18 protein-coding genes and 1 pseudogene are annotated in these 20,629 nt (G+C 30.6%); 3 read left to right on the top strand and 16 right to left on the bottom strand.

The genetic code is table 11. From position 1 onward, the window contains the following. Positions 1–4: 4 nt before the first annotated feature. The 8 genes from sdhC to AC5SL8_RS05830 are packed head-to-tail and all read right to left on the bottom strand — an operon-like array spanning position 5 to position 6,802. The gene (sdhC, locus tag AC5SL8_RS05795; protein WP_494579620.1) at positions 5–379 is read right to left on the bottom strand and encodes a succinate dehydrogenase, cytochrome b556 subunit; all 375 of its coding nucleotides are present in this window, start codon (positions 377–379) and stop codon (positions 5–7) included. Then, positions 369–1,376 (bottom strand): aspartate-semialdehyde dehydrogenase, encoded by a 1,008-nt coding sequence (locus AC5SL8_RS05800; protein ID WP_494579622.1) that lies wholly within the window; start codon positions 1,374–1,376, stop codon positions 369–371. The genes sdhC and AC5SL8_RS05800 overlap by 11 nt, the downstream gene beginning before the upstream one ends. 19 nt (positions 1,377–1,395) lie before the next feature. After that, positions 1,396–2,505 carry a dimethylsulfoniopropionate demethylase gene (locus AC5SL8_RS05805; RefSeq protein ID WP_494579624.1) on the bottom strand — a complete coding sequence of 370 codons (1,110 nt, stop codon included), beginning with the start codon at positions 2,503–2,505 and terminating at the stop codon, positions 1,396–1,398. Further along, positions 2,502–3,278, bottom strand: a complete 777-nt coding sequence (locus AC5SL8_RS05810; protein ID WP_494579625.1) for an alpha/beta fold hydrolase — start codon at positions 3,276–3,278, stop codon at positions 2,502–2,504. Before AC5SL8_RS05810 ends, AC5SL8_RS05805 begins: the two co-directional genes overlap by 4 nt. Positions 3,279–3,300: 22 nt before the next feature. Continuing rightward, positions 3,301–3,801 carry a prepilin-type N-terminal cleavage/methylation domain-containing protein gene (locus tag AC5SL8_RS05815; RefSeq protein WP_494579626.1) on the bottom strand — a complete coding sequence of 167 codons (501 nt, stop codon included), beginning with the start codon at positions 3,799–3,801 and terminating at the stop codon, positions 3,301–3,303. A 2-nt stretch (positions 3,802–3,803) separates the two neighbouring features. After that, a complete protein-coding gene (locus AC5SL8_RS05820; protein ID WP_494579628.1) occupies positions 3,804–4,328 on the bottom strand; it encodes a type IV pilin protein in 525 nt (174 codons plus the stop codon). A gap of 55 nt (positions 4,329–4,383) precedes the next feature. Beyond that, positions 4,384–6,657 carry an autotransporter domain-containing protein gene (locus AC5SL8_RS05825; protein ID WP_494579630.1) on the bottom strand — a complete coding sequence of 758 codons (2,274 nt, stop codon included), beginning with the start codon at positions 6,655–6,657 and terminating at the stop codon, positions 4,384–4,386. 4 nt (positions 6,658–6,661) lie between these two features. After that, a complete protein-coding gene (locus tag AC5SL8_RS05830; RefSeq protein ID WP_494579631.1) occupies positions 6,662–6,802 on the bottom strand; it encodes a hypothetical protein in 141 nt (46 codons plus the stop codon). A 251-nt stretch (positions 6,803–7,053) separates the two neighbouring features. On the opposite strand from AC5SL8_RS05830, the gene AC5SL8_RS05835 reads away from it, so the two are divergent. Next, a complete protein-coding gene (locus tag AC5SL8_RS05835; protein ID WP_494579633.1) occupies positions 7,054–9,213 on the top strand; it encodes a hypothetical protein in 2,160 nt (719 codons plus the stop codon). 77 nt (positions 9,214–9,290) lie between these two features. Here the strand turns inward: AC5SL8_RS05835 and AC5SL8_RS05840 are convergent, their stop codons facing one another. Further along, positions 9,291–9,635 (bottom strand): hypothetical protein, encoded by a 345-nt coding sequence (locus AC5SL8_RS05840; RefSeq protein WP_494579634.1) that lies wholly within the window; start codon positions 9,633–9,635, stop codon positions 9,291–9,293. Further along, entirely contained in the window at positions 9,635–11,983 is a 2,349-nt protein-coding gene (locus AC5SL8_RS05845) for an autotransporter domain-containing protein (protein WP_494579636.1), read from the bottom strand. Before AC5SL8_RS05845 ends, AC5SL8_RS05840 begins: the two co-directional genes overlap by 1 nt. Before the next feature lie 121 nt (positions 11,984–12,104). On the opposite strand from AC5SL8_RS05845, the gene AC5SL8_RS05850 reads away from it, so the two are divergent. Continuing rightward, on the top strand, positions 12,105–13,142 hold the full coding sequence (locus tag AC5SL8_RS05850; protein ID WP_494579638.1) for a MarR family transcriptional regulator: 1,038 nt from the start codon (positions 12,105–12,107) through the stop codon (positions 13,140–13,142). Further along, complete coding sequence (locus AC5SL8_RS05855; RefSeq protein WP_494579639.1) at positions 13,130–13,990, top strand: bile acid:sodium symporter family protein; 861 nt, start codon at positions 13,130–13,132, stop codon at positions 13,988–13,990. The genes AC5SL8_RS05850 and AC5SL8_RS05855 overlap by 13 nt, the downstream gene beginning before the upstream one ends. A gap of 88 nt (positions 13,991–14,078) precedes the next feature. Here the strand turns inward: AC5SL8_RS05855 and AC5SL8_RS05860 are convergent, their stop codons facing one another. The 6 genes and pseudogenes from AC5SL8_RS05860 to pilQ all read right to left on the bottom strand — a co-directional run bounded on the left by AC5SL8_RS05860 (position 14,079) and on the right by pilQ (position 20,626). After that, a complete protein-coding gene (locus AC5SL8_RS05860; protein ID WP_494579641.1) occupies positions 14,079–14,504 on the bottom strand; it encodes a type IV pilin protein in 426 nt (141 codons plus the stop codon). Then, complete coding sequence (locus tag AC5SL8_RS05865) at positions 14,489–15,466, bottom strand: S1C family serine protease (protein WP_297682535.1); 978 nt, start codon at positions 15,464–15,466, stop codon at positions 14,489–14,491. The genes AC5SL8_RS05860 and AC5SL8_RS05865 overlap by 16 nt, the downstream gene beginning before the upstream one ends. A gap of 460 nt (positions 15,467–15,926) precedes the next feature. Continuing rightward, positions 15,927–16,047: pseudogene (locus AC5SL8_RS05870) on the bottom strand (type IV pilin protein); the annotation flags it as partial. A 91-nt stretch (positions 16,048–16,138) separates the two neighbouring features. Then, positions 16,139–17,371 carry a type II secretion system F family protein gene (locus AC5SL8_RS05875; protein WP_494579643.1) on the bottom strand — a complete coding sequence of 411 codons (1,233 nt, stop codon included), beginning with the start codon at positions 17,369–17,371 and terminating at the stop codon, positions 16,139–16,141. Beyond that, positions 17,371–19,071 carry a GspE/PulE family protein gene (locus AC5SL8_RS05880; protein ID WP_494579644.1) on the bottom strand — a complete coding sequence of 567 codons (1,701 nt, stop codon included), beginning with the start codon at positions 19,069–19,071 and terminating at the stop codon, positions 17,371–17,373. The genes AC5SL8_RS05875 and AC5SL8_RS05880 overlap by 1 nt, the downstream gene beginning before the upstream one ends. A gap of 1 nt (position 19,072) precedes the next feature. Further along, positions 19,073–20,626, bottom strand: coding sequence for a type IV pilus secretin PilQ (gene pilQ / locus AC5SL8_RS05885; RefSeq protein WP_494579646.1), 1,554 nt, complete (start codon positions 20,624–20,626; stop codon positions 19,073–19,075). Positions 20,627–20,629 lie beyond the last annotated feature (3 nt).

Raw genomic sequence — 20,629 nt, forward strand, 5'->3', positions numbered from 1 at the left:
AAAATTATTTTCCTAAAAGATAAATTAAAATTGTTAATAAAAATGAGCCGATAATCACAACTAAACCTGTAATTTTAGTAGTTTTTAATTCAAAACCGTATCCCATATCCATTATTAAATGTCTTATTTCGCTGAGGATTTGAAAACTAAATGACCATGTTAATCCTAAAATTATAAATTTTCCAAACATGGATTGTAAAAAAACTTTTGTAAATTCATAACTAGTCTCTCCTAATAATAAAGAGGCAACCCAAACACATATAACTGTGATTGCAACTATATTTATTATTCCAGTAATTCTATGAGAAATCGAAACTAAAGATGAAATATGCCATCTATAAACTTGTATATGAGGGGATAAAGGATTGTTATTTTCCATCAATATTTTTTTTAATTAAAGTTTCAGCAATTTCAACTGCATTTAATGCAGCTCCTCTAAGTAAATTATCAGAAACAATCCATAAGTTTAGGGAGTTTTTATTTGTTTTATCTTCTCTTATTCTAGATATATAAGTTTCATCACTACCTTCAGCTTCTAAAGGAGTAATGTAGCCCCCATCTTCTCTTAAATCATGTACTTTACATCCCTTAGCTTTAGTTAAGGCATCTTGAACTTCTCCTAAAGAAAATGGTTTTTCAAATTGAATATTCACTGACTCTGAATGTGAAACCATAACTGGAATCCTTACACAAGTTGCTGTTAGTTCAATTTGCTCATCAAGTATTTTTTTTGTTTCATTTGTCATTTTTATCTCTTCTTTAGTGTAGCCATCATCTGAAAAAAGATCGATATGAGGAATTGCATTAAAGGCTATTTGTTTAGTAAAATTTTTAGATATAATTTTTTTATTGTTTAACGATAGTTTAGTTTGTTCAATTAATTCATCCATTGGACCTTTGCCACCTCCTGAAACAGACTGATAAGTTGAAACAACTATTCTTTGAATCTTAAATAAATCATGTAAAGGTTTTAATACAATGACTAATTGTGCAGTAGAACAATTTGGATTGGCTATAATATTTTTTTTCATATTTTTAATAGCATCTGCGTTCACCTGAGGAACAATTAAAGGCACATCTTGATCCATTCTATAAAAACTAGAGTTATCAATAACAACTGAATGTTTTGCTGCTAATGGTGCATACTTCTCAGAAATTTTTCCTCCAGCAGCAAAAAAGGTAATTTTAGTTTTTGAAAAATCAAAAGTTTCAAGATTAAAAACTTCATGATCCTTACCATTAAAAACTATTTTTTGACCAGCACTTTTAGATGAGGCTACCAAAAATAATTCATTTATTTTTAATTTTTTCCTCTCTAATACTTCGAGAATTTTTCTTCCTACATTGCCTGTGGCACCTACAATTGCTATATTCATGATACTACAAGATTTTATACTAGATGAAGGGTAAATCGCAAACTTTTCCATCAAAAGTTTTACCATTTATATCAATTTTAAAAGCCTGAGTGTTTTTCCAAAAAGGTTTTTTAATCATGGCTATTCCAATTACTTGCTTAAATAGAGGAGAATAAGTTGCTGACCTTAATTCACCAATAATAACATTGTTAACATCATAAATATTTTTTGAAGATGTAAGACTTATTTCTTGTAAATCAATCTTTACCCCTTTTAACTTTTTTAGAGCTCCTTCAGATTTTATCTTTTTTAAATTTTCTTTACCTAGAAATTCAACCTCACTATCTAAAGAAACATATTGGTCAAAACCACATTCAAAAGGATTGTCATTATTGTCAAAATCGTTCCCATAAGATAGTAGTGCGCTTTCAATTCTTTCTATTAAATTTGGACACCCAGGCTTTACATTATACTGATTTCCAACTTCAAATAATTTATCATATAGCTTTTTTCCTATCTCAGGATTCTGAATGTAAGCTTCAAATCCCCCTTGTTTTGACCAGCCAGATCTTGCTATTAAATGTTGTTCACCTTCATAGTCAAAATAATCAAAACCAAAAAACTTTAGTTCAGTAATTTTTTTTCCAAAAATTTCTTCCATTAGCGCAAAAGATTTTGGCCCTTGTATTGCAATTATATCTACAGTTGGCTCTATGATGTTAACTTCAAATTTATATCCAGATGCTAATCCTTTTGCATAAAATAATACGTCAGAATCTGCAATTGATATCCACCATTTATCGTCTGCTATTTTTAAAATTACAGGATCATTAACTAAGTTTCCTAAATCATCTACTATCGGGCAGTAATAACATCTTCCTATTTTTGATTTTGATAAATCTCTACATGTCATTAACTGAACTAATTTTGCTGAATCTTTTCCAGATATTTCAACCTGTCTTTCGGCAGCAACATCCCATACTTGAACATATTTTTTTAAATGGTGATATCCATCTTCAATTGAACCAAAGGCCGCCGGTAACAACATGTGATTATAGACTGTATAAGCTGTTACACCTTGTTTTTCTATTCTTGAGGTATAAGGGGTGCTTCTTAATCTTCTAGATTTTGCTATTGAATAATTTTTCATTTATTTAAAAATTCCAAAATCTTTTCTCGCATTTCAAAAGCTTTTTCAATCATAATCATATGTCCTGATCCTTTAATTATATGGGTAGTTGAATTTTTGACTAAATTTGCAAATTTTTTTCCACTTTCTAAATTAGCCATCTTGTCTAGTTCTCCCAATATAAACATAGCTGGACAATTTATAGCTTTAGCAGCATCAGAGCCATTTTGATAATTATTACAGGCAATAAGATCAACTGCTAAAATTTCTCTGATATCTCTGGGTGATTGGATTATTCTTTCAACTGGATTTCCACCAATAAATTTTTTTGAACCTTCATATCCCCACTTCATCATTAATTTTACAGCATTAGAGTCTCCGTTTGTTGCTAGATCAATGAGATCTTTATGAACAGGCATTCGATAAGAGCCCCCAACAAAAACTATCTTTTTTAATCTATCTTTGTATTTAAATGAATATTCTAAAGCTTCTAGACAACCTTGAGAATGACCAACAAGAATTATATTATCCAATTTTAATTCTATAAATACTTTTTCCAGCCACTCAGCAAGTTTTTCAATAGTATCAATAGATGGACCGTCAGAATTCCCATGCCCTGGTAAATCAATTGATAAAACATTAAAATTTTTATTTGAAAAAAATTGTTCGGTTAGAGACCAAACAATGTGCGATAAACCACTTCCATGTAAAAATACTATTGTGTCCTTAGAACTTTCAATGCCTTGTCCAGAATCAGAAGCATAAACATTCTTATTTTCTACAGTTATTATCAATTTAATATCTCAATTTTTTTGATTAATTACACCAACCATCTTTTGCAATAGTTTTATTGGTATACTCCTTATGAGTTTTAACCCATAAAGAAATTTTTTTTTTTGATGATCCACTTGCACATTCAGTTTCGTCAAATCTCATTCTTCCATCACTATCTTGCGAACTATTTCTACCAATATATACAACCGGGTCAGTTCCTCCATAAGGATTTTTATAGCCTTGATCTAAAAGATATCCTATAAAAACTGCATTAAGAGAATTTATACCACTTGCATTATTTGTTATATTACAATTTATTGTCCTAGAACTGCTTATATTAATTGTCGCTGAACCCTGAACGTCACATAATTTGAGAGTATTATTTATAAACTTAACTGCTTGTGCATGTTGTTGAAGTGTGGCATTTCTTTTTGCACTCTGAGTATACCCATTATAAGCAACTACTCCTACTGCAGCGAGAATACCAATGATGGCTACAACGACTAAGAGTTCTATTAGGGTGAAACCTTTTTTGTTAATCATATTTAAAATTCACAGAGATTAAATTCTGCATATAAATAATCATCGGAACCATCTTTTTTTCCTACATTAGCATAAACACAAGATGTGTTGCCACCACCCATGCTACAAAAATTATTTTTACTATTTGCATAACTAAATTTGATTTGACCTTTTGCAGGTTTTTTTGGTGGGCAATTTGCAAAGCCATCACTTAGTTGGCTCCACTCAATTGCTTTAGTGTTTGAGTCATAAGGATTGACTTTAATGCTTTTTGAAAAATCACCATATACTCCCCAAGCCAAGGTATCTCCATTGATAGGTCCATTTTGGCAATTTCGCCCATCGGACCAAAAAAAATCCAAACCAGATTTACACATCGTAAAAGCTTCTGTTAATTTTTTTTCTGCCATCTTAAAATTAGTTTTTACTGCATTGATTTTAGCTGCACCCGTATACCCATTATAAGCAACCACTCCAACAGCTGCTAGAATACCGATGATTGCTACAACGACTAAGAGTTCTATTAGGGTGAAACCTTTTTGTTTCATCGCAAAAGTATAACACTATTACCAAATATGACTAAAATAAAATATCTCAGGATTATTAAAAGATTTTCTTTAAATTAATCGTTGCTTCATCAATAATATTTGGTTTCAATACATCTTGATTATTTAAGTTAAAATCAATTTCAAAATCATTGATATTTTTACTTATCTTATAAACAGATCCTAAATGTTCTGAGCCTTCTAATTTAAAAGCATAATTAGTTTTTCTATTAGGTAAATATCCTATTGCTAAATGTATTTTATCAGTATGACCCGTTCCTAAAGCTTGATTTCTCTCATAGATTAAGAAGATGCTAAAACTATCAGGTAAAATTATATCTATACCCAATTCACCATTTAAATTATGTAAAGCACCTGAGTTTAGTTTAGTATCAAATACACCACTTGAAGCATCAGAGACGTAAGAATACTTAATTTTAGAAGAACGATTTAAATTTGCTTTGTATTCTAATTTTCCATGCTTTCGAATTTTATATTTATTATTTTCTAATTCATCAACTGCAGCAATTGAAAGCCTTGCATTTCTTGATTGAACATTTTGCTTTTTAAATTTCATAGCAGTGTTACCACTTTCTTGATAACCATCTAATCGGGTATAACCAAGATCTATTTGTCCAGAGGGAATTAGAATTAAATTATTTTTCTTAATCTCATCTTTTAATTTAATTGTTCCATATATTTGTCTACCTTTTCTATCAGCAGTTACACGTTGACCATCAAGTACTGACAAAATATCAGAGCTGAGGATACCCGCTCCAATAACTGTATCTATAAATTTTGTATCATCTTCAATTGGAGATGAGGAATAATGGGTTAAATTATAAGTATTCGTATCTAAATTGCTTCCAGCTGAGCCAACTTTAACATCATTTTTACCAAATCTAAAAGCAAGCCCCCTTATGCCATTATTTTTAGTAAATTTATCTGCTCCAACTGTAATTGCATTAGTTTTAATCTTTTTAAATGAAGAAACATTTGTCTCTCCAACTCTACCAACAGCAATACTTCCTTCGCTCCAATAAAATACGTCTTGTTTTTTTTCCTCTTTTTTCTTTGTAGTAGCTGAGGTTTTTACAACTTTAGTAAGAGAGGCAAGCATTGGATTGGTAAAATTAAGATCTAAATTAAGATTAGTAAGGTTTTGATTATCTTTATTTCTTCTAATCCACTTTAATCTATTTAAAGCAGTGTCCGTTGAGTGTTCTATAGTTCTTGTTGCAACTTCTATTTGTGCAATGGCTATTCCTGTTCTTTCATTATTTTCTGTAATCGAAGGACATTTTCCTGCAATAATATTGAAAGGACACACCAAATCATACTCCATTATTTCATCTTTGCCGCCTTGATTTGCATCACTTCCTATATAAAGTTTTAAACCATTTGCACTAAATGCAACTCCTCGAGGCTCATTATTAGAGGGACTTAGGTCCCTAATATTTAGTCTACCATCAAGGGTAAAAGATGATGTGTCATAAGCCTTACTAAGTGAAATTTGAGTTATACTTGATCTCGTACCAGCATTCTCTGCATGACTAATTATAAAGATTCTTTTTCCATTTGCACTAAATCTCATTCCATTCGGGTTTTCTACACCATTTGATGTTGACGTAGGTATTTCAATACCTGCAGTAGTTACTATTGATAATGTTGATACATCATAAGGAGTTGAAAGGTTATATTCATACAATCTAGCTCCTACATTATCAGAATTAGCGTTGTCCATAAAATTTAAAAATAACTTTGTACCATCATCATTAATTTCTATACCTTGAACCTTATGTTTGTTATTTTGACCTCCGGCGTGATCAAAATCTCCAGCCTGACTTCCAGTCGTCAAAGCTGTAGTATCTAGATCTAGTTTTTTTGTAGCTAATGCACAAGTTGAAACATCATAAGGTGAGGTTAAATCAAATCCATAAACACTGTCATCTATAGAATTTGTATCATTCTTTCTTTGTACTGTAAAAAACTTCATTCCATCACTACTGAATTCTAAGTCATAAATTGTATTAGCATTTTCTGCCACAGTGCCAGTTAATTCACATCGTTCACTATTTCCTGCATCAACTCTTGTGGAAATATCATAAGGTGTAGATAAATTATATTCTTGTATATAAAAAGCTGACCCATTCATTTGACCATAAGATGTAAACATTTTAGTTCCATCATTGTTAAACTCGATACCAGCTACTAGACTACCACTTGACTGATTAACTGTTTCTGTTTGATTGTGAGTTACCATAGCTCCAAATGAATTAGAGATTGGCAATATAAATAATAAAATTAAAATAAAGTTTTTTATAAATTTCATAAAATTAAAATGTTGCTAACGATTTAATACTCAAGTCTTTAAATTGTTTATTTACCAGTTCAACTATTCCAGCTTGTGCTTGCATCAAAATAAAAGATAATGACACAAGTAAACCAATAGCTAATTTTCTTAAGAAAAATACCATAAAAAAAAATACTATATAAAATCGAATTTAATGGCTTTTTAGTTGTTATAAGTGCTCAAAACGGGCACAATCCCTGATATAAAAGCCATTTTTATTGAGAGCTAGAAAATCCTCATTAAAATGATGCTTAATATTATAAACAAAACTAAAAAATTAATTATAAAAAATATACTTAAGACTAAACTAGCATTCGATTTTGTTTGTTACAATGATTGTAAGCAAAGAAATAGTGATAGTATTTGTCAGTAGCAATGTTCACTCAATTAAAAATACAAACTATAATTAGATATTTTTTCTTAATTGGAATTATGTTTATTCTTTTTAATAACAATGCTGAGGCGAATTGTAACGTAACTATTTCTGAGGATACTACGCAAGGTTCATTAGATTGTGCAGATGACCAAACTATGACGGTTAATGAAGGTATAAGTTGGAACGGCACAGTTGAAAGAATGATTGATGTAGAGGATGATGACGGTTTTACATTAATTAACAATGGAACAATAGATAGTACCACTCATAATATGCTTTATTTTGCAGATACAGCTAACTCTACAATTGAAAATAATGGAACGATTAATGGATTAACTCAAGTTATTATAATTAATGGTACCAGAGGAGATTTTAGTATAACAAATACTGGTACAATTTCCTCAGAACAACACGCTGCGATTAGTAGTTATGAAAGTGTGGTATCTGGAAATATTACTTTAAATAATAGTGGGCTTATCACGGCACAAGGAATAAACTCTGGTCAGACAACTCACAATCCTTCTTGGCTTGGATTAATTAATCTTGGACACTGCTCATCTGATAGTCACGAGGAACATTGTGATGAAGATGCTGAGGGTACTGGAAGCTATACAGTTATAAATACAGGAAGAATGGAGCAGGAACGTAGGGGAGTATTTGCACTTAGATTTAATAACAAAGTAAACAATACAATAACTACTTCAGGAACAATCTTTGGAGGACCAGAGGAAGCATTTAATGTAGGATTGTCTGGCAGTTCAAGAAGAATTGGTATGGATATCATGGTTATTAAATGTGATGACACAGCTCATTTCGACTCATGTGGAGCTTCAGGAAGTGGTAAAACGACAATAAATATTGAAAAAGGTGCACAATTTAGAAACGGTATAGATTTTAATGGAACCAAAGGTGAAATTGTTATTGGAGCCGAAATTAATAGAGATCTCGAAATAAGAATATTTGATTATATCCAAGAACATGCTGATAATTTAACGATTACAAATAACTCTGGACACGAAGTTACTCTGACTGAAAAGGTTTTAACTTTCTCAAATGGTGACAATAACGTTTGGGGAAACATAACACCTTCAAGAAAGGCTGAAAATGCAGGGGTTAGAACGAAGAACCACGCAGGAAAAGGAGATGAAGCTTTATTGGAAGCAGCAGAGTATTATAACGCAGGTATAGATGGAATTTTAATTATTAAAGGTGAAAGGTTAGAAGTAAATCTAAATAGTCTTAAATACCGGGCTCAGAATACTTTAAGTAAATTTAGAAATTTTTATAATGCTGTTGATGGAATGGGATTCAATGAGCAAAGATGCACAACATTAGAAGAAAATAGGAATGAAGAAGAGTTTAAGGATTGTAACACAGGATTCGTAAAAATATTTAATAGTTCTCAAAGAAGAGAGAATGTTTATAAAGCTTATAATTATGGAGGCGTGGGTATGTATTCGCCGATGATTCTTACTGATAATTTAGTAAGCAATGCTTTTTTTGGATACTCTCAACAAAATAATAATTTCGATGATCAATCGGGTTCATATAATGATAATTTCACTTTAGGATTAAAAAGCTCGTATCAGAACTCTGGATTTGAAGCTTCATTAACACCTCTTATTGGTATTAGTCTGCAAAAACAGACTGATTATGATACTGATAAAACAGAGCTTAGAACAAAAAATTTCTTAAGTGAATTTGCAGGGTTAAATGGTAAAATTTTAAATACTTTTGAAAGAGACAATAACAGATCTATCTTAATCAGCCTTGAAAGTTCTTTTAGCGCCCAAAGGTATCCTGAATATAGCTCTCAATTTACTGATGGAACTTTGAAGATAAAAGAGAGTGTAGATAAATTATTATCTAATACTCTTGAGATTTCACATACCACTAAAATACCTGAAGAAAATTTTCTTTCAAAACTTTATGTAGGTGGGAGTGCTTTTAAAAACTATAATGATAAAATTGAAGTTAGTGCTAGAGGTTTTAATTCAGATGTAAGCAATGAAGGAAATCAAGAATGGTCTGGTTATCATGCCGGTCTTTCTATTGGAAAAAAAACCCAAAATTTAAACTTTGAGTTAGATTTAAGATATGAGGATCAAGAGGGCCTTATAGATAGAACCATACAATTTACTGCAAATAAACAATTTTAAGACTGTGGTGCAGGTATTGAATTTATGAACATTTTAATCTTATGAAATTTATAAAAAAATTTATTTTAATTTAATAATTATTCTATAACTTCAATTTTATTTATGATGCTTACAATTTTTCTACCCTTAAGGACAGCATTCACTCTTGCACATTCATAGTATGCAAAGGAGCTCTCTTCAGCTGTTTGTTTCATTTCCAAACACCTAGATTTATTCTTAGTTAATAAATGCTCATATAATTTTGGTGGGTCACCCAAATACATCATGAGACCAATTACTTCACCTTCTTTTTCAAAATCTGCTTTTTCTTCTATTTCTGCTACTCTGTCATCAACACCAATTTCAAAATTTTGAAATGCAACAAAGCCTTTATAAAAAATAAAAGCTAAGACTAAATAGAAAAATATTTTTACTTTACTCATTAAAATTTATTTGAAATTTCTAGATTTGCACCATAGTCAGGCACATCACTTAAAAGATTATAGTTAGAACTCATTTTTAAATCAAATCCATTTAAGTTGTTGGTTAAAGATAAACTAGTATTCTCAAAATTATTCACATCAAATACAAATTTCATTTCATCGATTGGCACATACCCTACCGATAGATAGATATCATTACTGTAGCCTTTGCCGTTAGATTGAAATCTCTCAAAATTTCCAACTAATGACCAACCTGATATTGAAGTGACATCAAAACCATAACCAATTCTAAAATTATGCTTTGATTTATTTTCTACATTATAATTGTAAACTGTACTTTGACTATTTAAATAATAAAATTCTGCATCTGATGAAGGACTTAGATCGGCAATATACTCTAGTCGACCATGGTGATTAACAATTTTATCCTCTTGCCTATCAGTATCTGTTTTATCTAAAAGGACACCGAGTGTTACTAATGATGATTTAATATTTTGCTCTTTATAAAGTAATGCATCAGTCAAACTATTTGCTATATTTGACTTTTCTCTAAATGCTTTTAGATTTGTGTACCCTAAATCTAATTTAATACCTGGATTAAGATTTAGATCTTCATCAACTATTCTTTTTCCAACATTAAATGATCCATAGATCTGTTGGCCTTCTCGGTTTCCCTCTAAAGTGTTGCCATAAGTAACTCTTTTTTGGTCTATATCTAGTAAACTAACTCCAATTAATGCATCCGTAAAAACGTGATCATCTCTAAGTTTGGTGCCATATAATGCAAAACTATAGGCATCTGTGTCTAATTTTGTTCCTTTATATCCAATATCAACATTATCATTGCCATACTGAAAAACGTATCCATACATAGTGTCTCTATCATTTTCTTTAATTCTATCTGCACCAATTGAAATACCATAACTGTGAAAATCTCTTGATGATGAAGCTGAAGATTTATTTTTACCTAAACTAACTCTACCCTCACTCCACTTAAACCAATCATCACTATCATAACTTCCATCTTCTGTCTTTTGTTCAACGGATGCTTGAAGTGTAGTTATTTTTTTTTGAACTTTGCTCAACCAAGAAATTAAGAGTGGGTTATCTGATTTAATTACAGTCGTAAAATTATTTAAGTTGTTATTATTTATATCTTCTTGACCTACAGTTATATACTGACCATTTTTCACTTCTTCATTAATTGAAACTATTTTATCTGGAAGTTTTGTAATCCAGTAATTTAACAATGGGTTATCAAGTCGAGTAGTGGTATTAAAATTAATTTCAGCATTAAGATTTGATAAATTATCTTTATTCTTATGTCTTCTTAACCATTCAATTCGATGAAAGATTGGAAGAGTATTATTTTTAATTATACGTTTTGATAGTTCTACATTTGCTTCAATGATTGCTTTAACATCAGCATTTTTTGATGCATCACTACAAGTTATTGTACCTGCACAAGCTGGACTATATTCAAAAATTGTATTTACCCCCGTAGTATCATTATCATTAGTAACAAATAACTTTGTAAAGTTTGCTGCAAATATAAAACCTCTCATGTTTGAAAATCTACTGCCTAAACCGTAAAGAGTAGGAGTAGAAGAAAGAGTTGTGATATCCCAAGGTGTGCTTAGACTATATTTGTTCATATTGTTATTTTCATTACCACCAATATACAGAATGGTCCCATCTGAATTGAATTGAATATTTCTCATGTTATTATCAGCGTCTTCTAATGAGGCTGATAAAGAGCCTACTGAAACTCCAGATGTAAGATCAAAAGGAGTTGACAATATATACTCTCTTATTTTATGTAGATCTCTTCCACCTATAAACATACGTGTTCCATCAGGTTTAAATGTTAGAGCTCTTACTTGATCTTCATTACCTGAGCCATCTAAATCCACCTGAAATCTTATTTCATATTCTAATGTAGATGTATCCCAAGGAGTAGTTAATTTGTATTGGTAGACAGAAGTTGGATCTTTGTTAGTGGTTACAAAAATTTTTGTTCCATCAGATTTAAATTCAATTGCATGAGGTAATCTCATTCGTGGAACAGAACCACCATCACCTACTAATTGAGTTGAAGATGATTTTGTTGCTGTGCTTATATCAAACGGTGTACTGAGTGAGTACTGAGTTATGAAAGCATTTTCATTAGCAATACGTCTAGTTATATACATTATGCTTCCATCTGGATTAAAGTTTATTCCTCTAACACCATTAGTATCTGCGGTAATTACTTTTGATTGCTTAAATTCTATAATAGCAAAAGCATTAGAATAAAATAAAGCTAAAAAGCTAAATACAAAAAATGATGTCTTGAGAATTTTTTTCACCTCTGCAGACTAATGAATAAGAGATAAATTCAACCGTATTGGTGCTCAAATTGCATTAAATTTGTTAGCTATAACTTGCAATTTAAAGCATTTAAGCTTGTCACGTTGACAACTGTCCAAAATGGGTGAAAATAAGCTTTATTCATTATTTATGCTTCAAACTATAAAAAAAATTCCGAGTGTTTCCAATCAACTAGATAAAGAAAAACTTTTTGAAATTATTAATAAAAATTTTAGTGCATTAGCACCGGCATATTATACGCTAATTACTACTTGGCTTATTGATGCTTACAAAGTTTATAACGGAATCGATAAGTTTATAATTTTAATTTATCTAATTAATAAAGACTTTATTTTCTATAGAAAAAATGGACTAACGGTTGATTATGATACATTTTATAAAGATAAATCATTAGAAATTCCAAATATTAACATCATTGATATTTCAAAAGATCTTCGAATTCCTAGAGAAAGTGTAAGAAGAAAGATAGAATTATTAAAAAAACAGGGTGTAATAAAAAAAAATGGAAAAAAAATCTTTGTAGATAGATCAGCATTTATAACAGCTAAAGCTGATAAAACTCTAAAAAATCTTAGTATTTTAATTTTTAATTTTAGTGAAATATTAAACAATAAAAATAAAACTGATGAAACTTTTGGTGTAGGTGAAATTTCAAAATCAATTAAAGAAAGCTTTTCTTTTTGTTGGTATCAATTTTATAAGTTTTTATTCACTTTTACTAATAGTTGGAAAGCATATACCAAAACTAAAGACTTAGAAACAGTATGTGTAGCATTTATTGTACTAATTAATACTGTTCAAAATAAAACTTTTAAAAATAAAAATTTAAATAGAGAAAAATATCTTAAGGAATTAAAAAAATCTGACCATATGGGTATTAATGCATTTTCTATTGCTGATATATCAGGAATTCCAAGAGCAACGGTTGTTAGAAAATTAAAATTTTTAGTTAAAAATAATTTTTTGATGATTGATGAAAAAAAGCTTTATACTTTTGGTTTAAGTCCACAAAGTAAGCAATACAAAGTGATTTCTAACTTACAAGATAAAAATATGCTTTCTTTAAGTAATTTATTATACAGAGTCTCTAATCAAATTAAAGCTAATCAAAAAAATAAATTAATATGGGAATTGTAACATCAATAGCCCCAATTGCTTTAGCTATTATTATGCTATGCTTAGGAGCCTCTTTAACATTAAGTGATTTTTCAAGAATAATCAAAAATCCTAAAGATTTTTTTACAGGTTTTGTTTGTCAGTTATTTGTTTTACCAATTGTTGCTTATCTACTTATTATTATTTTAAAAGTTCCAACTGAAATGGCTTTAGGAGTGATGTTAATTGCAGCAGCTCCTGGAGGTGTAACCTCAAATGTCCTTACAAAATTTGCAAATGGTGATGTAGCATTATCAATATCACTAACAGCATTTATGAGTTTATTAAGTATAATTTCTGTTCCATTTATAATTTTCACTACTATCAGCTTATTTGAAATCTCTTACGTTGCTAAAGAAATATCAATGGTAGGAATATCTTTAAAAATGTTTTTTGTGGTTACGGTTCCAGTAATAATTGGAATGATTATCAGACATTTTACTGGAGATTTAGTAATAAGAAATTTAAAAATACTTCAAAGAATTTCCATAATATTATTTTTAACTGTTTTTGCTGCAATATATATTGAAGAATGGGACAATATCGTGAGCTTTTTAGCACGAGCAGGTTTAATAGCCTTAATATTAAATGTAATTATGATGGTTATAGGATTTTATGTTGCTAAATTTTTTGCATCAGGTGAAGCTCAGCAAAGAGCTATCTCTCTAGAGTGTGGTTTGCAAAATGGAACCTTGGCAGTTTTTGTTGGAACTCAATTATTTGATAATGTTGTTTATATGGTGCCATCCGCAGCTTATGCTTTAATTATGATGACAACTTCTTTAATTTTTGTTTTTATTTTAAGAAAAAATAATTTTAATCAAAAATAATATTTTTTTAATGTCACTAAATTGACTTCAAACAAGTCAAAATATAATCAGAATTCAAATAAATTTAAATTACTTTTATAGTCGATAACTAGCAACTACTACTGGCAACTGGTTTTTTTTTTGTTTGAGTTATTTTTATTGTACAGCTTGTGTCACTAATTTTAGTTGCAATAATAGTAAGCGTGTCTGTAGCTGTTGTTTTAAAGGTGTATGCTTGTCCATCTAAATCATCTACACCATCAAATAAGTTCGTAACTATATTTGATTGCGATGTACTAATATAATATTCTCCGTTATTAGATTTATATTCTTGCTCGGCTAAATAAATAGAGTTTAGTGTAATTTCAGCTTGTTTTTTTTCTGCTGAAGTTTTGTATCCACTATAGGACACAACTCCTACTGCAGAAAGAATTCCAATAATAGCCACAACTACTAGGAGCTCAATTAGTGTAAAACCTTTTGAATTTTTTTTGTTACTAAAAAGTATTTGAGTTTTGATTAATTTAATGCACATTGCTGTTGACAGATACCATCTGGGTTTCGTTCTTTACAACTATTATAACACGCGAAATCGAATGCTAAACGGGGTTGACCAAAAACAGTTTTTACTGTTTTCATAGCTGCTATTTTTGTTTCAGCTGTCCAGCAACCCACATAAGCAGTTGCATTTTGTATTTTTTCTCCAAGTACCTCTGTCGAAATTTCCTTTGGCTCTTCTTCAGAATTTTTTATACTATTAGCTGAAGTAAAATTTTTAAGAATAGATGATTTTATCCCAAAATTTGTATTTTCTGGAATAACTCCATAAGACTCCATTGCATCTTTAAAATCTAGTTTGGCTACTGCAACTCCAACTACATCACCACTAGTGTTAACAATTGGGCCTCCACTATTACCTGGCTGAATTGCTGCATCAATTTGAACTAATGCATAATTATCTTGTGAACCAGCAAGTGCACTAACAACTCCTTTGGTAACCTTAACAGAAGAGCTTACTGCTTTGCCAAAAGGATAGCCTGCAACATAAATATCATCTAATAATTTTGGATCTCTGTTTGAAATATCAAATTTGTCTTTTGGTATTATATCTGTTTCAAGAAGTGCAAGATCATTTACTCTATCGTAAGCTAATATTTTAGCAGTTCCTGTCTTACCAAAATAACTGACTTTGGTAATGTTACAATAATTAACCACATGATGGTTAGTAATCATATGACCTTTATCAGATATAAAAAAAGCCGTACCTGATCCAGTAAAAATTTTATCATCTAAAACTTTAACGATTTTTTTCGTATTAGTTCCTTCGTCAATAGTCACTTTTGCTTTAACTTTTTTACATACAAAAACAACACTGTTAGAGTTAACTACACTTTCTGCCATTATTTTTGACTCATTACACGATTTTAGATCAGCCTTATAAACATGCTCGATCATACTTCCGTTTAAAAATAATAGTAAAGCAGTAACGATTTCCATAATTGAATTATTATACTATAAACTACTTTTAATTATTATGATAATACGCTCATAGTGGGCATTAACTAGCAACCACAACCAAGAGTTTTTTTAAAGTAAACCCTTGGCTGTAGTACCTAATTTTAAAATATTATTTATTCAGTTGCTACAACTGTTGTCATTTGATTGGCGGTAGTTGTACAAGTATCTTTTATACAAGTTTTTACTGTAACAGTTTTTGTAGTTGTAGCAGCAATATTAACATAACCTAACTCAAAGGTAGTTCCACCTTTAACCGATTCTACTGTAGTATTATGTGGATTTTTATCCGTTAGCACTGCAATCGCTCCAGCTACAATTTTAGCTGCTGTTACAGGACACGTCTGAGTACCAGCATATGCCGTTTCACCTAAGCTACATTTTTGAGACTCTGCTGCCATATATTTAACTGTTTGTGCGTGAATTGTTTTTGTCGAAGCAACTTTTGCAGCTCCTGTGTAACCGTTATAAGCAACAACACCTACTGCTGCTAAAATTCCTATAATTGCTACAACCACTAATAATTCAATTAGTGTAAAACCTTTATTTTTAATTTTTTTCATTAAATCCTCTTTAGTGTTTAATATTTAGATTTATTATGAAGGTTATATTTAAAAAGGTCAATTGATTTTATCCTTGTCAGATTACTAATAATCACCCAATTATTGCTCCAACATTGAATATAGGCGCATACATAGCCAACATTAAACCCCCAATAGTAATTCCCATAAATACGATCATTATGGGCTCAATTAAGCTTGCAAGGTTAGCAACTGCTACATCAAACTCTTCTTCATAATAAAGCGCAACTGAACCAAACATTTCATCCAAACTACCTGTTTGTTCACCAACTGATATTAATTGACTAAAAGTTGGAGGAAATATTTTTTCTTTATTAAACAAGTCCGTTAAACTTTCTCCTGAAAAAACTCCCTTCTTAATTCTTTCTAAAGCTTCAACAACAATTACATTATCAGTTACTGATTTTGCAATATCTATACTTTCAATTAAATCAACCCCTGCTTGGTTAAGGTTTCCTAAAACTAAAGATACTTTTGCTAAAATAGATTTTTGAATTAAATTTCCGAAAATTGGAAGCTTCATCATAATACGATGCCAATTTTTTCTCACTTCATAATTTTTTTTAATTAAAAATTTAAAACCAAATACAAAAGATAGAATAAAAATAAGTAAAAAAAATCCACCTGATGAACGAACAAATTCACTCATAGACATGATCACCGCTGTAGGTGTTGGTAGGTCATCTGCCATACCCATGCCTTCATACATATTTACAAAAGTTGGTACAACATTCATTAGCATAAAAACTGTAACTAATATTGCAACTGAAAATAAAACACCTGGATAAAATAAAGCACTTTTTATTTGTGATTTAATCTTCTCTCTTTTCTCTAAATTAATTACAATTTTTTGTAAAAATGTATCAAGCTTACCACTGGCCTCCCCTGCTTTAATCAAATTAACAACAACAGTATCGAAAATTTTTGTATGTTTTTCGAAACATTTTGAAAGTGCATTTCCAGATTCTAAATCTTTTTTAATAGTTGCAATAACTTTTTTCATAGGAGGTCTTGATGTTTGACCTTCTAGCATTTCAAGAGTATTTAAAACAGGCAGTCCAGCTCTAAGCATAGTTGCAAACTGCTTACAAAAAATTAAAATCTCTTGTGGTTTTATTCCAGTGCCAAAACTAAAAGATGTTTTTTCTTTTTTGCTAACTTCTTTTTTCTTTTTAGTTTCTTTTAATTTTGTGATAATAACTTTTTTGTCTTTAAGTTTATGAGCAGCCTCTGCATTATTTAGGGCTTCAATTTCTCCCTCTACATATTTGCCGAGAGCTATTCCTTTATATTCAAAATTTAACATTAGTTAGATTGTAATACTCTTTCATATTCTGCAAATGAAAGATCACCACTTAATAACATTTCTTGCCCCATATCTTGCATGGTCCTAAAGCCATTTTTTTTGGCTATCGCATTTAATTCATTTTGTTGAAGGTTTGATAAAATCCCTGCTTTTAATTCATTTTCAATTTCAAGAATTTCATAAATTCCCATTCTTCCCTTGTACCCTGAGCCACTACATTCAGCACAGCCACCACCTTTATAAATTTTAGCTCTTGCAGATTGTTCGGGTAAAAATCCAATTGAATTTAATAGTTTTGGAGTAATATTTTCGTCAATTATACGGCAATCTAAGCAGGTTTTTCGGGCTAAACGTTGTGCCATAATAAGCGTTAAAGCTGCAGATATTAAATAGTTTGGAGTTCCCATATTTAATAAACGAGTTATAGAACTTGGAGCATCATTAGTGTGAAGTGTGCTAAATACTAAGTGGCCAGTTAAAGCAGCTTTCAATGCAATATCTACTGTAGCTTTGTCCCTGATCTCTCCAACCAAAATCACCTCTGGGTCTTGACGCAAGAAAGATCTTAAGGCTTCTTCAAAAGTGTAACCAATTGCCTCCTTAACTTGTACCTGGCCAATTCCTTCCATTTCATATTCAACAGGATCCTCTGCTGTTAAAATGTTCATACCTGGCTTATTAATATGTTTTAAAACACTATAAAGAGTTGTTGTTTTACCACTACCTGTTGGACCGGTCACTAATACCATCCCTTGAGGTGATGAAATAGCTTTAGTTAATTTTTCTAAATCTTTAGCTTCAAATCCAAGGTCAGCTAAAGCTTTGTCTCCTGCATCTTTATTTAATATACGCATTACAACACGTTCTTTATTTTTTGTTGGTAAAACCGAAACCCTTAAATCAATTTCTTTTGTATCGGATTTAAATGTTGAGGCACCATCTTGAGGAACTCTTCGTTCTGCTATATCTAATTTACTAATTATTTTAATTCTTGCAATAACCGCATCATAGTTTTCATGTAAAAACTTTGAATATTTATCCATCACTTTTAAAATGCCATCTACTCTAAATCTTGTTTGTGCACTATCTCTAAAAGATTCTATATGAATATCACTTGCTCCCAAATTGATCGCTTCAGTAATTAGTTTATTTCCAAAAACAATTACTTCTGAACCAACCTCAACTAATTCATCATCAGTTTTTTCAAGCTTTTCAACTTTTACATTTGCATCAGATATTTTTTGTGTTTCACTTTTCGTAAATCTTTCAATAAAAGAATTTAAATTACTTATGGATGCAGCATATAATTCTGGCTCCATCTTTGTCATTGTTTTTAAATTTTTCATCAAACTTAATTTTGATGCATCTGCTATTGCAATTTTTAAAACTCCACCACCCATTTGAAATGGAACAAGTGAATTATCTTGAATATATCTCATATCAATAATTTTTTTAATTTTTGGATCAATTACAGTTTTTTTTAAATCTATAATATCCATAGAATAACTTGTTGATAAAATTTTTACTATCTTGTCTTCATCAGTAAAATTTAATTCAAAAGCAGTTTCTAATTTTGTTTTACCTATTTCTTGGCTGGTGGCATTAATCTTAGACATTTGCTCAGTTGAAATGGATGAGCTCTCCATTAACATATTTAAAATGTTTTGTTCACTAGTGGCATCTAATTTAGTTTTGCTCATCTTACTCAATCACTCTAGGTGCAATAAAAATTAATAACTCCACTAATTCATCACTATTATTTTTACTTTTAAACAGATTGCCAATAACAGGTACTTTGCTTACCCCGGGAGTTTTGCTATTCGTATTATTTGTGGTGTTTTTTTTAATGCCCCCAATTACAACTATATCACCATCACTAACTAAAAGTTTTGTGACAATTGAATTAGTTTTAATTCCTGGTTCGTCAGATCCAGCAACTGTTACCGGAGAATCATTATTTACTTGAATATCTAATAATACATTTCCATCCCCTATAATACTAGGAGTAACTGTTAATGATAATGCAGCTTCTTTGAATTCAGTAGTTGTTGTTCCATCTGCTGTTGTTTGGTAAGCAATCTGTGTTCCTTGGGTAATTGTTGCTTCCTGATTATTTAACGTAAACACACTTGGTTGAGATAGTGTTTTACTTAAACCTAAAGATTCTAAAGCTTCAATTTCAACCTTAAGAGCACGCGCTCCAATTTGTTTAAGTATTCCTATTCCACTTGTCCCAGAAATTCCTTGATTTGAAATGGTTCCTGCCGCAGACCCTAAAGCTATATCTCCTGCGGTTGTTGCTGCATTTCCTCCAGATGTCATTCCTGAAATAGTAGTTGTTCCCTTAACACCTCTTTCACTTACACTCATCGCTCCAACTCTAGCTCCTAATGCCTTTGCAAAAGTAGAAGTTGCATCAATTATAAATGCTTCAATTAAAACTTGTTTAGTTTTTACATCTATCTCTCTTATTACTGCATCGATAGTATCAAGGTCTGGTTCGTGGCCTCTAACAATTATTGATCTAGTAGTATTCTCTACTGTAATTGAAAGATTAGACATAGTGTTAGTGCCCTCTGCACCTTGTGTTGCAAATAAAGCCTCCAACGTGGTTTTAGCCTGTGTGGGACTAATATAATACAATCTAAATATTTCAGCTAAGATCGGCTCAACAGACTCTTCTAATTGAATTTTTTTCTTTAACACTTCCGCCCTTGCAGATTTTGCAGTTTCTTGTGCGGTTAATTTTTCAGGAGTATGAACTCTTATAATTCCATTGTTAGTATCAACATCAGCTACTAATGTTTTCATATCTAACAAAGTTTGAAATGCAACATCCCAACCCACATTATCAATTTTAGCATTTACTGTACCACTTACTTCATCTCCTACTAAAATATTTATATCCGCTATATCCGCCATCAATGACATCACATATTTAAAATCTAGCCCTTGAAAATTGATATCAATCATTTGTTTAAGATTGGTGTATTCATCTGAAATATAAACGTAATTTTTAACATTTTCAGTTGTTATTGTTTTACGTTTATCTTCTCTTGGTATGCTTGTGTCATAAGGCTTAGGACCATCAATAATTTTTTTGTCCATGTCCTCACGACCTTCAACAATAATTTTAGCTGTATCGATTAAGGGTTTATCACCGTGAACTGATTTAGGATTTTTGCCTGTTGTTGCACAGGACTGTAACAAAACAATAAATGATAGTGTTATTAAAATTTTAAAATATCTATTCACTTG

The sequence above is a fragment of the Candidatus Pelagibacter sp. PS_41 genome (genome assembly GCF_059417725.1).

Excerpts from the sequence above, each read along its gene's own strand:
- sdhC (WP_494579620.1), bottom strand. The coding sequence starts at position 379 with ATGGAAAATAACAATCCTTTATCCCCTCATATACAAGTTTATAGATGG.
- AC5SL8_RS05800 (WP_494579622.1), bottom strand. The coding sequence starts at position 1,376 with ATGAATATAGCAATTGTAGGTGCCACAGGCAATGTAGGAAGAAAAATT.
- AC5SL8_RS05805 (WP_494579624.1), bottom strand. The coding sequence starts at position 2,505 with ATGAAAAATTATTCAATAGCAAAATCTAGAAGATTAAGAAGCACCCCT.
- AC5SL8_RS05815 (WP_494579626.1), bottom strand. The coding sequence starts at position 3,801 with ATGATTAACAAAAAAGGTTTCACCCTAATAGAACTCTTAGTCGTTGTA.
- AC5SL8_RS05820 (WP_494579628.1), bottom strand. The coding sequence starts at position 4,328 with ATGAAACAAAAAGGTTTCACCCTAATAGAACTCTTAGTCGTTGTAGCA.
- AC5SL8_RS05825 (WP_494579630.1), bottom strand. The coding sequence starts at position 6,657 with ATGAAATTTATAAAAAACTTTATTTTAATTTTATTATTTATATTGCCA.
- AC5SL8_RS05830 (WP_494579631.1), bottom strand. The coding sequence starts at position 6,802 with ATGGTATTTTTCTTAAGAAAATTAGCTATTGGTTTACTTGTGTCATTA.
- AC5SL8_RS05835 (WP_494579633.1), top strand. The coding sequence starts at position 7,054 with ATGTTCACTCAATTAAAAATACAAACTATAATTAGATATTTTTTCTTA.
- AC5SL8_RS05840 (WP_494579634.1), bottom strand. The coding sequence starts at position 9,635 with ATGAGTAAAGTAAAAATATTTTTCTATTTAGTCTTAGCTTTTATTTTT.
- AC5SL8_RS05850 (WP_494579638.1), top strand. The coding sequence starts at position 12,105 with ATGGGTGAAAATAAGCTTTATTCATTATTTATGCTTCAAACTATAAAA.
- AC5SL8_RS05855 (WP_494579639.1), top strand. The coding sequence starts at position 13,130 with ATGGGAATTGTAACATCAATAGCCCCAATTGCTTTAGCTATTATTATG.
- AC5SL8_RS05860 (WP_494579641.1), bottom strand. The coding sequence starts at position 14,504 with ATGTGCATTAAATTAATCAAAACTCAAATACTTTTTAGTAACAAAAAA.
- AC5SL8_RS05865 (WP_297682535.1), bottom strand. The coding sequence starts at position 15,466 with ATGGAAATCGTTACTGCTTTACTATTATTTTTAAACGGAAGTATGATC.
- AC5SL8_RS05875 (WP_494579643.1), bottom strand. The coding sequence starts at position 17,371 with ATGTTAAATTTTGAATATAAAGGAATAGCTCTCGGCAAATATGTAGAG.
- AC5SL8_RS05880 (WP_494579644.1), bottom strand. The coding sequence starts at position 19,071 with ATGAGCAAAACTAAATTAGATGCCACTAGTGAACAAAACATTTTAAAT.